At 53.3% G+C, this 16,383-nt stretch carries 12 protein-coding genes; 10 read left to right on the top strand and 2 right to left on the bottom strand.

The genetic code is table 11. The annotated features are described in order from the left end of the window. The first annotated feature begins 42 nt into the window (after positions 1 to 42). Positions 43 to 1,278 (top strand): argininosuccinate synthase, encoded by a 1,236-nt coding sequence (locus tag PSAB_RS22345; protein WP_025336780.1) that lies wholly within the window; start codon positions 43 to 45, stop codon positions 1,276 to 1,278. Between the two features lie 117 nt (positions 1,279 to 1,395). Further along, the gene (gene argH, locus PSAB_RS22340) at positions 1,396 to 2,808 is read left to right on the top strand and encodes an argininosuccinate lyase (RefSeq protein ID WP_025336779.1); all 1,413 of its coding nucleotides are present in this window, start codon (positions 1,396 to 1,398) and stop codon (positions 2,806 to 2,808) included. Positions 2,809 to 3,267: 459 nt separating this feature from the next. Here the strand turns inward: argH and PSAB_RS22335 are convergent, their stop codons facing one another. Further along, entirely contained in the window at positions 3,268 to 4,053 is a 786-nt protein-coding gene (locus PSAB_RS22335; RefSeq protein ID WP_025336778.1) for an alpha/beta hydrolase, read from the bottom strand. Between the two features lie 190 nt (positions 4,054 to 4,243). Here PSAB_RS22335 and PSAB_RS22330 point away from each other — a divergent pair, with 190 nt between their 5' ends. Genes PSAB_RS22330 through PSAB_RS22320 form a run of 3 tightly spaced genes read left to right on the top strand, consistent with a single transcriptional unit; the run spans position 4,244 to position 7,168 of the window. After that, a complete protein-coding gene (locus PSAB_RS22330) occupies positions 4,244 to 4,810 on the top strand; it encodes a type IV pilus modification PilV family protein (RefSeq protein WP_038596224.1) in 567 nt (188 codons plus the stop codon). Then, positions 4,794 to 5,318 carry a PulJ/GspJ family protein gene (locus PSAB_RS24780; RefSeq protein ID WP_025336777.1) on the top strand — a complete coding sequence of 175 codons (525 nt, stop codon included), beginning with the start codon at positions 4,794 to 4,796 and terminating at the stop codon, positions 5,316 to 5,318. Before PSAB_RS22330 ends, PSAB_RS24780 begins: the two co-directional genes overlap by 17 nt. 8 nt (positions 5,319 to 5,326) lie before the next feature. Next, positions 5,327 to 7,168 (top strand): hypothetical protein, encoded by a 1,842-nt coding sequence (locus PSAB_RS22320; RefSeq protein WP_158442614.1) that lies wholly within the window; start codon positions 5,327 to 5,329, stop codon positions 7,166 to 7,168. Positions 7,169 to 7,269: 101 nt separating this feature from the next. Here the strand turns inward: PSAB_RS22320 and PSAB_RS22315 are convergent, their stop codons facing one another. Further along, positions 7,270 to 10,692: a DUF5057 domain-containing protein gene (locus PSAB_RS22315; protein ID WP_025336775.1), complete on the bottom strand. Its 3,423-nt coding sequence runs from the start codon at positions 10,690 to 10,692 to the stop codon at positions 7,270 to 7,272. A gap of 373 nt (positions 10,693 to 11,065) precedes the next feature. On the opposite strand from PSAB_RS22315, the gene PSAB_RS22310 reads away from it, so the two are divergent. The 5 genes from PSAB_RS22310 to PSAB_RS22290 all read left to right on the top strand — a co-directional run bounded on the left by PSAB_RS22310 (position 11,066) and on the right by PSAB_RS22290 (position 16,379). Continuing rightward, positions 11,066 to 12,730 carry a GspE/PulE family protein gene (locus PSAB_RS22310; RefSeq protein ID WP_025336774.1) on the top strand — a complete coding sequence of 555 codons (1,665 nt, stop codon included), beginning with the start codon at positions 11,066 to 11,068 and terminating at the stop codon, positions 12,728 to 12,730. Between the two features lie 19 nt (positions 12,731 to 12,749). Further along, positions 12,750 to 13,811: a type IV pilus twitching motility protein PilT gene (locus PSAB_RS22305; RefSeq protein WP_038596221.1), complete on the top strand. Its 1,062-nt coding sequence runs from the start codon at positions 12,750 to 12,752 to the stop codon at positions 13,809 to 13,811. Next, positions 13,798 to 15,006 (top strand): type II secretion system F family protein, encoded by a 1,209-nt coding sequence (locus tag PSAB_RS22300; RefSeq protein WP_025336772.1) that lies wholly within the window; start codon positions 13,798 to 13,800, stop codon positions 15,004 to 15,006. The genes PSAB_RS22305 and PSAB_RS22300 overlap by 14 nt, the downstream gene beginning before the upstream one ends. Before the next feature lie 44 nt (positions 15,007 to 15,050). Continuing rightward, positions 15,051 to 15,539, top strand: coding sequence for a prepilin-type N-terminal cleavage/methylation domain-containing protein (locus PSAB_RS22295; RefSeq protein ID WP_051529805.1), 489 nt, complete (start codon positions 15,051 to 15,053; stop codon positions 15,537 to 15,539). Positions 15,540 to 15,629: 90 nt separating this feature from the next. After that, on the top strand, positions 15,630 to 16,379 hold the full coding sequence (locus PSAB_RS22290) for a prepilin peptidase (protein WP_025336770.1): 750 nt from the start codon (positions 15,630 to 15,632) through the stop codon (positions 16,377 to 16,379). The last annotated feature ends 4 nt before the right edge of the window (positions 16,380 to 16,383 follow it).

Genomic DNA, 16,383 nt, shown 5'->3' with positions numbered 1-16,383 from the left:
GTACAACGAGAAATCCCCTAACCAGAAAGGAAGACGTTTGTAATGGCAAAAGAAAAAATCGTGCTCGCCTATTCCGGCGGCCTGGATACATCGGTCATTTTGAAATGGCTGAAAGAAACGTATGATGCGGAAATTATCGCTTTTACGGCCGATATCGGCCAGAAGGAAGAGCTGGACGGCTTGGAGGAAAAAGCGCTCGCCACAGGCGCGTCAAAAGTCTATATCGACGACCTGCGTGAGGAATTTGCCAAGGACTTCATCTACCCGATGTTCCAGGCCGGGGCGCTGTATGAAGGGCAATACCTGCTCGGCACCAGTATCGCCCGCCCGCTGATCGCCAAGCGCATGGTCGACATCGCCATTGCAGAAGGCGCGACAGCGATTGCTCATGGCGCGACCGGCAAAGGCAACGACCAAGTGCGCTTCGAGCTTGGCGCGGCTGGTCTGGCTCCGAACATCAAGGTGATCGCGCCTTGGCGTCTGGAAGAGTTCCGCAACCAGTTCCCGGGACGCGCGGAAATGATCGCCTACGCGGAAGCGAACGGCATCCCGGTTCAGGCTTCGGCGGCGAAGCCGTATTCCATGGACCGCAATCTGCTGCATATCAGCTATGAGAGCGGCGTCCTCGAAGATCCGTGGTTCGACGCCAGCGCGCCGGAGAACAAGGAAATGTTCCTGCTGACGAACGCGCCGGAAGACGCTCCGGATCAGCCGGAGTATATCGAACTGGAATTCCTGAAAGGCGACTGCGTTGCCCTTAACGGCGAGCCGCTTGCGCCTCTGCAGGTAATGGAGAAGCTGAATGAGCTGGGCGGCAAGCACGGCATCGGCCGCGTAGACATGGTCGAGAACCGCTTCGTCGGCATGAAGAGCCGCGGGGTTTACGAGACTCCAGGCGGCACCATCCTGTTCACTGCCCATCGCAAAATGGAGTCCATCACGATGGACCGTGAAGTGATGAACGTCCGCGACAGCCTGATTACCCGTTACAGCACGCTGGTGTACAACGGCTTCTGGTTCGCGCCGGAACGCACAGCGATTCAGGCGCTTGTAACCGAGAGCCAGCAGAACGTAACCGGCACGGTTCGCCTCAAGCTGTACAAAGGCAACATTATCGCCGCCGGCGTCAAGAGCCCGGTCAGCCTGTACAATCCGAATATCGCGACGATGGAGGCCGATCCGACGCAGGCCTACGATCAAGGCGATGCTACCGGCTTCATCCGCCTGAACGCGCTGCGTCTGAAGGTTTCCACCGGAGTGGCTGAATCGGCGAAATAAGGCTACCTGAGCAATAAGGTATACCCGGGACTGGGGAGCGGCAGTATATCCTCACAAGCCCGGGTTTTTCCATGAAGGCACACGGAAGAGGCATATTTGAGAAGGAGGAATTAAGCGGTGAGCAAGCTGTGGGGTGGACGTTTCACCAAAGGAACAAATAAGCTTGTGGAGGAGTACACAGCCTCCATCGGCTTCGATAAAGCGCTGGCGGAAGAAGATGTGCAGGGCAGTCTGGCGCATGTGACGATGCTGGGCAAATGCGGGATTTTGCCGCAGGAAGATGTAGAGACGATTAAGCAGGGACTTCAGAAGGTGCTGGAGAAGGTCCGCGCCGGCGAAGTCGAATTTTCCGTGTCGGATGAAGATATTCATATGAACATCGAGAAGCATCTGATTCAGGAGATCGGGCCGGTTGGCGGCAAGCTGCACACGGGACGCAGCCGCAACGATCAAGTGGCGACGGATATGCACCTGTATTTGCGCAACCGGGTCGTGGAACTGACCGACCTGCTGCATGGGCTGCAGGAAGCGCTGATTACCCAGGCCAAGGACAATGTGGAGACGATTCTGCCGGGTTATACGCATCTGCAGCGGGCCCAGCCGATTCTGTTCGCGCATCATCTGCTCGCTTATGTATCGATGTTCCGCCGGGACGCTGAGCGGCTGACGGACAGCTACAAGCGCATCAATGTGCTGCCGCTGGGCGCCGGAGCGCTGGCGGGGACGACTTTCCCGATCGACCGGCATTTTGTGGCGGAGCAGCTCGGCTTTGACGGCGTGTACGAGAACAGCCTGGATGCTGTCAGCGACCGCGATTTTATCGTTGAGTTCCTGGCAAACGCCTCGCTGATCATGACGCATCTGTCGCGCCTGAGCGAAGAGCTGGTGCTGTGGAGCAGCACGGAGTTCAGCTTCGTGGAACTGGATGACGCCTTCTGTACTGGCAGCAGCATTATGCCGCAGAAGAAGAATCCGGACGTTCCCGAGCTTGTGCGCGGCAAGACCGGCCGGGTTTACGGCAACCTGATCGGCCTGCTGACCGTGCTGAAATCTCTGCCGCTCGCTTACAACAAAGACATGCAGGAGGACAAGGAAGGCATGTTCGACACGGTTGCGACGCTGACAGGCGCCCTGCAATTGTTCGCGCCGATGATTGCGACGATGAAGGTCAACAAGGGACGGATGCGGGAAGCGGTGAACACCGATTTCTCCAACGCGACGGATATCGCGGACTTCCTGGTCGGCAAAGGGCTGCCGTTCCGCCAGGCGCATGAAGTCATCGGAAAAACGGTGCTGTACTGCATCAATGAAGGCAAATTCCTGCTCGATCTGACGCTGGACGAATTCAAGCAGTTCTCGCCGCTGTTCGACGAGAATATTTACGCAGTGCTTCAGCCGGAAGCGGTCGTTAATGCGCGCAACGTGTACGGCGGTACGGCAACGGTGCAGGTACAGGCGGCGATTGGACGGGCGGAAGACAGTCTGCTCGAAGCGAAAAAATGGGTAACGGAGCTTGCAGCGAAACTATAAGCCTGCGGTGCCGGACCTGAGGTCGAATTAAACGGCCATCACGGGTTTTGAACTAAAAATGACATTCAAGCGGTTATCCGTTTGAATGTCATTTTTTCTGTCTGGGGATTATCGCGAACTGGCGTATCTGAATGGGGACTGTTTTGTTTTCAAAAACCTGCAAGCGTACATCCTTTTTCAACACTTTTAATTATCGAGGGGATATTCCTGCGAGCATACATGTATTCCGCGTTCATCCAACCTCTATCCCCGAAATCGTGTGAAATTCCTGCACGCTCGCAGCCTTTTTCCCGATCGACCAAAGGATCAACGAAAAAAAGATGTACTATAGCACTTTTGACTGCACCGGAAAAGCACCGGTTTGTGGAGAATGGGAGACCACTTTGAAGTGAAGAAGAGCGGCCTCTTTTAATAAGTGAATTTATCCTCTCGAAGTGAATCTATCCTCTCAGAGTGAACTTATCCTCTCAGCGGCAGCCAGGCCAGCACATCCCGAATTTTGGCGTCCCAGTACCCCCATTCATGGGCTCCCGGACCCTCTTCATAAGTTAAGGACAAGGAAGTCGCTAAGGCGGCGTCGCGAAAACGCAGATTATCCTCGTACAGGAAATCCTCCGTCCCGCAGCATTGATAGAGCAGCGGCTTCGGTCCCCCTGAGGCGTCCACCTTGCGGATTAAGGCCAACAGGTCCTCGTCGGTGCCCAAGATATCCTCCTTGCCAAAGATCAATTCATATTCCCGTTTGGACATCACGTGACCGTGTCTTGCATACAACTGCGATACATCCAGCGCTCCCGACAGGCTGCCTGCGGCGGCAAAAGACTCCGGCTTCCGAAGCCCCAGCTTCATCGCCCCGTAGCCTCCCATCGACAGACCCGCCACGAAATTATCCTCCCGCTCGGCGGACAGCGGAAAGAACGAACGCGCCAGCGCCGGCAGCTCCTCGCTGATAAAGGTCCAGTAGCTGCCCCCGGCTGCCATGTCCGTGTAGAAGCTGCGGTGCACCTGAGGCATGACGACCGCGACTCCCATGTCAGCCACATAGCGCTCAATCGATGTGCGGCGCAGCCAAATAGAGTCATCATCCGATAAGCCGTGCAGCAGATACAAGGTGGGATGAAGAGATGTTCCCCGGGTAACCCCGCCCATTCCAATCTGCGTCATCGTCCGCTGCGGCAGAATGACCGTCATGGATGTGCTGAGGCCCAAGGTCTCCGAATAAAACCGGCATTCGATCAAAGCCATATCATCTAAGCCTCCTCTTTAGCCAAATCATAGCATAGTCTTTTGCCGATATATATTGTGGGGAGTGCCAGATTCTCTCGGTAAAACTTATTGTAGGTCTTAGGTCTCTCCGCATATAATGATAGGAGGTCTAGGTCTTAGGCCTATGTACAAACGCGAAATCATCATGTGATCCGGAGGGGAAAATACGATGCGGTTCGGACTCAAACAGGAGCAGGGCTTCACCCTGATCGAGGTGGTGGCGGCGATTGTGATTTTATCCATTGTCTCGCTGGTCCTGACCTCATACTTCGTCCATGCGATGTCCTACTCGAAATCGAACCAGAACAAGACGATTATGGTTAATCTGGCGCGGAACGCGCTTTTTTATATGGAGAAGCAGGATTTCGATGCGGTAAAAAATTACTTCAGCGGACAAGCCCAGGTCACCGGAGAAGGCGCCGAAGTTGCCATCAAAGGGGGAGACTGCGCTCAGGGATCGTGTCCGCTCCTTCCGAATGAATTTACCGGGTCACCGGCCAATGTGCTGAATCCGACAATCAATGGCGTTGCTTACACCATCGACATCGTGTATCAGCCGAATGTATGGGGCAATCTGCCTCGCCCAACGGGCGCGGCGCCAAGCTTCCTTGACCAGTCATCCGTCCGGAGCTACCTGCTGCCGGTTAAAGTGAAGGTCAAACGCGCGGATGCCGGGAGTCCATCTGCCAATATCGTAGAGGTGGAGGGGTATATAACCGATGAACGAATTCGTTAGGCGCCTGAAAGCGCAGGAGCGGGGCTTTACGCTGGTTGAATTGATCAGCTCGATCACGATTTTTGCTATGGTCGCGGGACTGATCTCCGGCGTGACGATGTTCGGCATGCGAAGCTATCACCAAATTACGGTGCAGAACGCCTTGCGGGACGAGGCCGATCTGATTATGTCCACCATCATTACGAAGCTGTACACCTATGGTCCCGAGCGGGTGCAGAACACAGCCGGCGGCATTGAGCTGATCAAAAGCGGAGCCGACCCGGAAACAATCGCCGTAAACGGCAGTGAGATTGTTCTTGCAGCGGGCCGTACCGGCGCGGTTTCCGGCTCCCCGATAGCCGTGCAGTCTGAGCTTGGGGGATCGACGATCACGCTTATCCAGACGGATGGAAGAACAGCGCCGCTGGGCGCTCCCTATCCATCCGGAACCATTGAAATCAAGCTGGTGCTGAAATATCAAGGAAATGAAGAGGACAGGCTGGAGATGAGCAGCCAATTCGGATTTTAGGAGGTTCAGTGTACAACATGCGATGGAGCGGTACTTCTGATCGTACGGACATGAGACTTGGGCGGATAGGGGAGCGATTGTCCTCCGAGCAGGGCTCTGCTCTTGTGCTGGTCATGTTCATTGTCCTTTTGCTCACGATTCTCGGAGTCGGTGTGCTCAGCGCCGCAGTCGGCGGGGCCACACGAACCGAAACGCGGGAGAACGATGTGCAGAGCATCCATTTGGCCCAGAAAAAAATTGATGAAGTCATGGCCTATGTAACCGCCGATGTGAATCAAAAAATACAGGATTACATAGGTAGGCCGCAGGCGGAGCTGGATCAGTCGATCCACGACTTCCTGGGGTCCCTTAACGCTGGGAAAAACGGGTTCGTCTCCAGCACAAGCCTGAATGGCGCGGCTAACGGGATCACAAGCATTACCTTGGACGAGAACGCCTCCACGAGCAGCAAGTATGTGATCGTCATCCGGGCGAATGCCACGGTCAACGGCGTCGTGCGGACGCTGCAGCAGAAAGCGGAGATCTCAACGTTTCCGGACTTTTTGAATTATTCCCTCGGTTCCGAGGGGACGGTCTATTTGAACGGTGCACCGTATATCGAGGGGAAGCTTTATGCGGGGATTCGGCTGATGCTGAGCCAGGTGGCCAAATATAAATATTTTACCGAATCGACCAAGACGACCTTGTACCCCCGGATCGAAGGAGAAGCGCAGGTGCAGTCGCTCAAGGATATGCGGTATTCCACGGACGGCACGGATTACGAAGAGATTCCGGTGTCCGATAAAGAGGCGTACTCCCTGTTGGATGACCGCGTGAAGCAGGTGTACGAGAAATCTCAGGTCAAGAAGCAGTCCACCTTTGTGCAAATCGATGTCGAGGACTCATTCCTGGACAAAGTCGCCGAAGCTTTGGGATCAACTGGCAATAAGGCGGAGTCCGCCGGTATTTATTATGGTGCAGAGGGCAAAAACAGCTCCGAAACGTCCACGCAAAGAGGCGAAAGATTGATCAATACGCTTCAGCAGCCTTCGGGAAACATGACCACATTAAAAATGCCCGCATTGAGCGATTATGACCAGCTGGTTGACGACACCTTGACCGCAGACGAGCTGAAGTGGAAGAAGCAGGAACTCTATGATGCGGCCGTTCGAGAGTTTAAGCTGAGACTGATGAATCTTGAAGCGAGTACCGTTATCGATGGGGACTTGAATCTGGATGGCACCACCTATAATGAAATTACGGATCTGGATAAGGCGCAGGGCAGCGAAGAATCGCATTGGCTCATTGTTAATGGGGATTTGACCGTGGACAATTCAACGATTCAAGCGAATATGCTCGTTACAGGCAATTTGCACATCAAGGGAGAGGTCAAGCTCGACTCCACGATGTTCGTTCTGGGGAGTACAGACATTGTGAACGCCAACATTTCCGGCAAAAATGATAAAGAGCTCGTGCTAATATCCAAAGGGTCTGTGCTCATTAACCGAATTGAGGAATTTAGGGATGTGGCGACTCGTTTGAAAGGCTTCTTTTATACGGACAGTACGGCCGAGTTATACGGAGTGGGCTCGATCTTCTCGCTCGAAGGCGGTTTTTTCGCCAAAGGCGATTTGACGATTAACGCGGTTGTAGGCAAAGTATATCCGAATCCGGGGCAGCCGGAGTTTCTGTTTGAGGAACAGCATCAGGAGGGAGAAGCGGCCGCCCGTTTCGTGATCCACTATAACGAGGATGTCTTTGCCGACCAGCGGGTAGGGCTGCCGAGGGTGACCCAGGTCAATATTCATCTCGATCCGATCGAGCTTCTTGCCTCGGCGGGGGAGACGGATCAGACCGGGGACGGCAATTAGCGATTGAGAGTGCGTAATGAACGGCGATGAAGTCAAAACAGCCGGTTGAAGCGTTAGCTTCAATCGGCTGTTTTTTTAATAGGGATTTATGCTCGGCCCTGTTAGTAACGGTGATCGGCCTTAGTCGGATCAATAACCTTAATCGTGTAATAGGCGGTTACTGCTTCTCCCGTTCCTTTTGAATATGAAACCTTGATTCTCTCCGCCCCCTCCCGAATGCCGGTGATAGTGACGGTGGACTTATTGGCGACTTGGAGCGTAACGGCCGGTGCCTCATGGCTGCCTTCGATTCTCCAGACCAGCTTTTCAGCCAGACTTGAAGGAATATCGCCATACGGATCGATCGTATGCAGGAACGAATATAGATTGAGTGACTGTTTAATGCTAATTTCTCCGTAATCCGGTGAGAATTCCAAATTCGGCTCGGATAATACCTTAATCGTGAATGGAGGGCTGGTGATTCCAGCTGCTGTCACAACCACTTGGACACTAGCGCTAGGTTTGATACCTTTAAACTGTACCGTGTTTCCGGTAGCATCACCTTTGATGTCGCCTTGATCATCGGTAAAGCCGCCGTAGCTGATGTCTGCTTCATTGGCAAGATGCCATTCATACTGTTCCTTATCGGCATCCGGATCGGGAATCGCAGTCAACGTAATCGTATTATCGACAAATACCGTTGAAAGGTACCCGATGGTCAGGGAGTTTAGTCCGACGGTGATCTCCTTGGTTGCGGTAATGGCTTCGTTAGACTGATCGCTGGTTACTGAGACGGTGATCGTGTATTTACCTGTTTTATCTGCGGAAAAGCCGGCCGATCCCTGGATGCCTGTAATCGGAACGCTCTCTCCCGTGTTATCTACGGCGCTCCACGTATATCGTACGCCGGTGTCATTTGAATGAGAATAAGCCGCGGTCAAAGTCACGCTTTCGTTAACGACTGCTTTATCCTTGTCGGCTGTCAGGCTCAATGTGCGGGTGTTCCTTTCGACCGCTATCACAGTCATCTTCGGAAAAGAAAGGGTAGTCCGTGACGACAAAGGTGACGGTGATGCCACCGAGACCGGATGAATGTCGACAAAGCTGACTTCGGAAGTGTCAAAATGATACGCTTTGGCCACGGCTGCCCGCACATCAATACTGAAGACGATGGGGGCGGGAGAGTCAGGCACATAGGTCTTAACCCCGTCGACCGTCTTCAATGTATAGGTGATGCTGCCAAGTGATTTAATCAGTGTATATCCGGACGACGCATCGCCGGTAACGCGTAACCCTTCAGGCCAGACGCCGTTTCGTTCCAGACTTGCAGGCAGTGTCTCGGAAAATTGGATGTCCGAGATGGTTAACGCATCTGCAGATGGATTGGCGTTCCCCGCCTGAGCAAGCGGGACGGGCTTCGGCTTCACGGAATACGTGATGGAAAACGCCTCATCCTTGGCAACCTCGCCATTAGCGTTGACGTTGGACGACAGTGTACGCGTTAACTCCAAATTGGCGGAAGCCTTGAGAACCGTGATATTAACGTTGGCCACAGCCAGCGCTCCCTGCTTGTCCCGGGCGGTGATTTCAATGGTCAGCGGCCCGCCGTCAGGAAGCGGATTGGCGAAGGTTTCATGTACTGTTTTTCCCGATAGTACCTGGGTTTCCGGCATGCCGGTGCCGGTTAAATATTCGCCATTCGATTTGAAACGGACAGTTGTATATAATTCCTGATCTTCGGGGTCCGGATCTTCGACCTTATAGTCGACGGTAATTGCATTCTGATAAGTAGGCACCGTATCGTTCTGCTGCGGTAAATGAACGGTGATCTCCGGTCTATGGTTGGAGCCGGCGTACCCTTTATACATCATATTAACGAACAGCTTCTGTTCCCAATCCGGAAAGTGACTATTGCTGGGCGTTCCCAAAATATGTCCGGTGGCGGAATACGTAATATTGCCCCTACTGTAGGTGTAGTAATGATTCGCACTGTCTTCGCTGTCCCGGTTGGAACCGATCACGTTATACCACGGAATAATCGACGGGTCCTCTAGATCGACCGGATAGGATGGATTATGCGCTGTGGAAATATCCGGCGTAATGATATCCGTCTGCTGGTTATGGTCATTAAGCGTGCTGAGATAGAACGGATAATGGGCGAGCAGACCGTCGTTGACGGGTTTGACCGATTTGGCGGCGTAAGGCGCATTCATGTCGGAGTTCTTCTGCGGATCAATCTGTCCGGCGATATCCATAAAATATTGTTCCCATGCTCTGGCCGCAGGGCTGTTCCCGTGATATACTGCATCGCTTGCCAAAATAACGCTCTGTTTCGTATCCCTGGCGTATTGCAGAACGGCTTGTGCAGCTTGATCCGTGAGGGCAGTATTTCCGGTGTTCCGGAAGCCGAGAATCAGCATATCGTAAACGCCGTTAAGCCCATAGGTGCCATCCCGTTCATACCTGGCTGCGATTTCATTGTTAAAGTCGGAGTCCTGTTTGACGGTAATGTTGTATTTGTAATCTTCCGTATCCAAATAACTCTGGTTCATGTTCTCGGGGTCCAGCAGGCTGCTCGACCGTTCGCTGTTGCCTACAGACGGCACTACCTGCAAAATATTCACAACCTTCTGCTTCCCCCGGAACCGGATAACGCCGCTGTCGTAATCTTTTAATTTTGTGGCACTCAAGTGGTCAGTGATCTCCAGCTTCCAGTACAGCAAGCCGGATGCCGCATCGGGAAGCTTATAGGCAATCTCTCCATTGGGGCTTTGATCCAAAGTTGTAACGGCTACGACCTGCGACTCCTTAACGGGAACCGATTTATCCGGGCTTATGTACAGCTTGACCCCAATCGGGTGCGTTTTCAAATCTTCCACATTGGCTGCATTAAATCTAAAATCCAGAGTGTCGCCGGGGTGGTAAAGGTAATCTTGATTCTGGTTATAATCGGTAATGTCGCTCTTATTGGTAATTGTGAGACGCGGGCGCTGCTTTAGCAGGGGGATAAGGTTGGAGGTCCCGCTGTTCATGCTGGTAATGAGCGCGCTTAATTCGCTGTCGCCGACAAAACGGACGTTTGGTCTCGCAGGATCGGTACGATACTTGTTGAACGAAGTGTACAGGATGCTGGTTGGGCTCTCCAAATACCCGGTATCTAAAATAACGGGAAGGCCTTTATTGATATAGTACTCGGTAATTTCCTTTGCTTTCAGAGAAGTGATGTCGTTTAAGTCATCGGATTTCCCTGAACCGCCATTCTGAGCGGATGTACCCTCACCGATATAGACCGCGTCGTATTTTCCGTCAAAATCATCGCGCAGCGAAACAAACCGGTTCATGCTTATAGTGTCAACGTGTACATTGTCGGCGGTTAGTGATTTGAGATCGCTTTCCCCGCTGCCCGTAACCTCCAGAACGCGGATGGTATAGACAAAGGGGTCTGCATTCACCTTTTGCACGAGGCTTTTGACAGGCATCGCCAGAAGGCCCAGAAGGGCAAGGCCCGACAGTAATAAAAAAATTCTGGATTTAGTAAGCTTCAACACAATCTCTCCCCGATTTCCATATAAAAAATCCTTCTGACAAAAGGTTTCAAATTTTTCTAAAATCCGATGAATTTCAAGTGATTTTAATTGTAAAACTACCTATTATATGCTATATATCATTCTAGGATAATTTTCACTGATAGGCAATAACAAGCTGTGAAAAATGGCCCTGATAAACGAGACTTTAGAACTACATTTTTGAGCGTGAACCAATTTTATCCATATATCCGAAAGCAAAGAATACATAAGAAATTTATCGGTTCCTTTTTGTGAAAATGTAGTGGGAATTGCCTACTCCAATTACTAAAATTTAAAAGTCCTGCAGCCGATAAACAATTAGACACTACACGGCATGGAGATGAGTTTATCGTTGGCCATTGTGAAAAAAAGACTTGGTGATTTGCTGGTAGAGAACGGGATCATCTCGCAGGAGCAGCTGGAGGAAGCGCTTGTCGAACAGCGCAAATCGAAGCGCAAGCTCGGCGACCTGTTAATCTCGCAAGGCTATATTACCGAGCAGCAGCTGATCGAAGTGCTGGAATTCCAGCTGGGCATCCCGCACGTAAGCCTTTTCAAATATCATATTGACCCTGCGATTACGCAGATTATTCCCGAGAGCATGGCCAAGCGCTATCAAGTTCTGCCTTTTATGAAAGAGGGCGGCAAGCTGATGGTGGCTATGGCAGACCCTTTGGACTATTTCGCAATTGAAGATTTGCGCATGAGCACCGGATTCCGGATTGAGCCCGCGATCTCCACAAGAGACGAACTGCAGCGGGCGATCGCCCGGCATTACGGCATGCGTGATTCCATGACCCAGATGATGGGGGAGCTTCCTTCCCAGGAAGAGATTGAGGAAACGGAAATTACCGATGAGGACTCGCCGATTGTCCGTCTGGTCAACCAGATGATCCAGCAGGCGGTGCAGCTTCGGGCTTCGGATATTCATGTAGACCCGGGCGAAAATAATCTCGCCATCCGCTACCGGATTGACGGCACACTGCGCACCGAGCGGCTGATTCCGAAGCAGATGCAGGGCTTCATCACGGCACGGCTGAAGATTATGGCGCGCCTGAACATCGCCGAGCGGCGGCTGCCCCAGGACGGCCGGATCAAGATGCAGTTCGATTACAAGATGGTCGACATCCGTGTATCGTCCCTGCCGACGATGCATGGCGAGAAGATCGTTCTGCGGCTGCTCGACCTGAGCACCGGGGTTAAATCGGTGGAACATCTCGGGTTTAGCGATGGCAACGCCGAGGCTTTTAAAGCGATGATCGGCAGGCCTTACGGCATGCTCCTGATCACGGGGCCGACAGGCAGCGGCAAGACAACGACTCTGTACTCGGCGCTAAACCAGCTGAACGAAGAGAGCGTCAATATTATTACGGTTGAAGACCCTGTGGAGTATCAGCTGGAGGGAATCAACCAGGTACACGTCAACCCGGGAATCGGATTAACTTTTGCGGCGGGGCTTCGCTCCATACTCCGTCAAGATCCGAACATTGTTATGGTCGGGGAAATCCGGGACACGGAGACGGCGGAGATCGCCATCCGCGCCTCGCTGACCGGACATTTGGTGCTGTCCACCTTGCACACGAATGACGCGATCAGCACCATCTCGCGGCTGCGCGATATGGGAGTCGAGCCGTACTTGATCGCTTCGTCGCTGATCGGCGTCGTATCCCAGCGGCTGGTGCGCAAAATATGCACCGACTGCAAAGAAACCTATGTGCCTTCCCAGCAGGAATCGATCATGCTGGGCAAGTACGGCTTGCAGCGGGAAGTGATGCACCGAGGGCGCGGCTGCGGAAGCTGCAATACGACAGGTTACCGCGGGCGAATTGCGATTCAGGAAGTATTGACGATCGACGATCATCTCCGCCAGCTTATTACGAATTCCGCTTCGGTGGAAGAACTGCGGAATGCGGCGAAGGAACGGGGATTGGTTCAACTGATGGAAGACGGATTTCTCAAGGTATCCCAGGGATTGACGACGCTGCAGGAAGTGCTGCGGGAAACGGTCTCGCATTAATGACAGGAGGAGAATAACGATGCTGTCTGATTCAAGGCAGATTACACAACTGCTGCATATGGCTTACTCCTCCAGGGCATCGGACCTGCACATTTCGGTCGGCTCTCCGCCGGTGCTGCGCATCGACGGCAAGCTGCTTAGCGTGGAGGGCGGGCTCGTCGGTCCGGCCGAGGCGGAGAAGATGGCGCTCGATCTGCTCGGTCCTGAACAGGAAAAAGAGTTTCGGGAAGCAGGCGAATTCGACTTCTCTTATCCGCTGGAAGGCGGTGTGCGGTTCCGTATCAACGTCTACCGGCAGCGGGGAGGGATCAGCATTGCGGCCCGGAGTATTCCGGCGGAAATTCCGACACTTGAACAGCTTGCGCTTCCGCCGGTGCTGTCATCGCTTGCGCTGAAGCCGCAGGGCCTGATTCTGGTAACGGGGCCGACGGGCAGCGGGAAATCGTCCACGCTTGCGGCGATGCTGAACCATATCAACAAGAATGAGCGCAAGCATATTGTGACGCTGGAAGATCCGATCGAATTTCTGCATAGCCACGGCACCTGTCTGATCGATCAGCGCGAGGTCGGCCGTGATACGGCCAGCTTCTCGAACGGCCTGCGGGCGGCGCTGCGCCAGGATCCGGACGTTATTCTCGTCGGGGAAATGCGCGATCTGGAGACGATTTCGGCTGCCGTTACCGCCGCGGAGACGGGGCATCTCGTCATGGCGACGCTGCACACGACCGATGCGCCGCAGACCATTGACCGGATTATCGATGCCTTTCCGGGGCATCAGCAGAATCAGATTCGCCTGCAGCTTGCCTCTGTGCTGCTGGCCGTCGTTTCGCAGCGGCTGTTCCCGCGCACCGAAGGCAAGGGGCGGCTGTGCGCGACGGAGATTCTCGTGAACACGCCGGCGGTCTCCAACCTGATCCGCAGCGAGAAGACGCACCAGATCAAGAACATCATGCAGACCGGGCGCTCGCTCGGCATGCATACCCTTGATATGGCCATCCGCGATTACTTATCGTACGGGTTGATTCATCCGGAGGCGGCCAAGGCTTATTTGGCGGAGGTGAGGACCGATGCCACAATTTGAGTATCAAGTGCGGACATCCGGCGGCAAACAGCTCAAGGGAAAGCTGACCGCAGTGGACAAGCCTTCGGCAATGGAAGAGCTTCGCAAGCGGGGGCTTACTGTTTTTTCGCTGAACGAGCAGAAGAATTCCATCCTGGCGATGGAAATTTATATCGGAAATCCGGTAAAGACGATTCATTTCATTATCTATTGCCGGCAGTTTGCGACCTTGATTCGGGCCGGGGTTTCGATTATCGACGCGACCCGCATTCTGGCGGAGCAGACGGACAGCAAGCCGCTGAGAAAAGCGCTGCAGGACGTCAATTCCAGCCTGATGCGCGGAGTCGCGTTCTCACAGGCCGTTCAGGAGCACAAGAAGATTTTTCCTTCCCTGTTTGTAAGCATGGTGCGCGCGGGCGAGGAGTCGGGCGATTTGGAGGGAACGCTGGACCGGCTGGCGATGTATTTTGAAAAGCAGCATACGACAACCGAGAAAATCAAGTCCGCGCTGACGTATCCGATCACCGTGGCCATTATGGCGGTGGCGGCCGTCATTTACCTTCTTTGGGCCATTGTGCCGCAGTTCGTCACGATGTTCGAGTCCATGAACGCCGAGCTTCCGGCGATTACGAAGCTGGTGCTGGCGTTAAGCCAGAGCATCCAGGGACAGTGGTATTTTTGGCTGCTTGGCATCATTCTGTTGGTAGCGGCCTTCCAGATTGCGAAGCGGACGGAAAAAGGAGCCTACGCCATCGACTATGCGAAGCTGAAGGTTCCGGTGTTCGGCAAGCTGAACCAGAAGGGCTCGATCGCCCAGTTTACGCGGACTTTTTCATCACTCTACGCCAGCTCGGTGCCGATCCTGCAGTCGCTGAGCATTGTAGAGGAGATCGCCGGCAACCGGGTTATCGGCAAATATATCCGCAATGCGGGCGATTCGCTTCGCCTGGGCAACCCGCTGTCCGATCCGCTCAAAAAAGCGTGGGTCTTCCCGCCGCTCGTTACGCAGATGATCGCCATCGGCGAGGAGACGGGGGCGCTCGACCAGATGCTCTCCAAGGTGGCGGATTTCTACGAGATGGATGTGGAGAACACGGTGGACCGATTGAAGTCGCTGCTGGAGCCGCTGCTCATTGCTTTTTTGGCGGGAGTGGTGGGAGTTATTGTGGCGGCAATCATGCTGCCGATGTTCAGTTTGTACAGCAATATGGGGTAGACCGGATTAATCCTATTCACATTTTTTAAGGGGGATGAAACGAAATGTTGGCAAATGCGATTAAGAAAAGATTGAGCAAAGAAGAGAATCAGAAGGGGTTTACGCTGATCGAGCTGTTGGCGGTTATCGTGATTTTGGGGATTATTTCGGTTATTGCGATACCTTTGATCGGGAATATCATCAATAATTCAAAATCGAACGCTGATGTGGCTACTGCTCGTCAGATTTATGATGCTGCCCGTCTATATATTATTGGAGAAAAAGAAGGGAACTTTGTTAGTCAGACTGTATCAGTAGATGCAGGTACCAATAATGATGACTTAGTAACCAAAGGTTATCTTGATACTAATTTAGTATTACCTAGCACTAAGCAGGCTATTACTGGTGGAACTGTAACTTTTAATGCAGCCGGGCAATTAAGCGCCTTGTCTTTAACAGTAAATGGTACTTCAAAGTCTTTCTCGGTTGCTGAAGTTTTAAGTGCCAAACCGTCAGCCCCTGCTGCAGCTGCTCCTGCTCAATCGGGAAGTTAAAGTTATTTTGGAATAACTCAAATTCATTCAGGAATCGGACCATTCCGATTCCTTTTTTAAAACGACCAAGAAAGTGAACAGGAACACGCCATGACGATTTTTCTCGCCGTATATATCACCTTGCTCGGACTGATTCTGGGCTCTTTTTACAATGTCGTGGCGCTTCGGGTGCCGGCTGGGGAATCGCTGACCGCTCCGCCGTCGCACTGCACCAGCTGCGGGACAAGGCTGAGAGCGAGGGACCTGATCCCGGTCTTCAGCTGGCTTGCATCCGGCGGAAAATGCCGCCACTGCGGCACCCGCGTGTCACCGCTCTATATGCTTGGGGAACTCGCGACGGGCCTGCTTTTTCTATGGTCATACCTTAAATTTGGGCTGAACGGCAGCGGAATCACCGCGATGGCACTGTCGAGTCTGGCCGTCATCGTAACGGTTGCGGATTTAAAGTTCATGCTGATTCCGAATAAAGTACTGCTGTTTTTTCTGCCGATTCTGCTCGCGTTGACCTTGCTGTTCCCGGAAGGCCCGCTGTGGCTGCATCTGCTGGGGGCGGTGCTCGGCGGCGGCGTCATTCTTCCGTTCGCTTTGTTCGGCGGAATGGGGATGGGAGATGTCAAGCTGTTCGCGCTGCTGGGAGGGGTCATCGGGTTTCACAATGTTTTGCTTGCGTTCTTTACCGCATGTCTTCTCGGTACCGTCGTCGTCGGAACGCTCCAGCTGCTGGGCATTGTGGGACGCAGACAGCCTGTTCCGTTCGGTCCGTGGCTGGCGCTTGGCGCTTTACTCGCGTACGGTTACGGATCACAGATTATTGGCGGGTATCTCTCGCTCATCCGTTAGGAGG

It is taken from the genome of Paenibacillus sabinae T27 (genome assembly GCF_000612505.1).
GTDB lineage: Bacteria > Bacillota > Bacilli > Paenibacillales > Paenibacillaceae > Paenibacillus_AQ > Paenibacillus_AQ sabinae.
The sequence above is the reverse complement of the archived record's forward strand: the minus strand, read 5'-3'. Positions and strand labels throughout refer to the sequence as shown.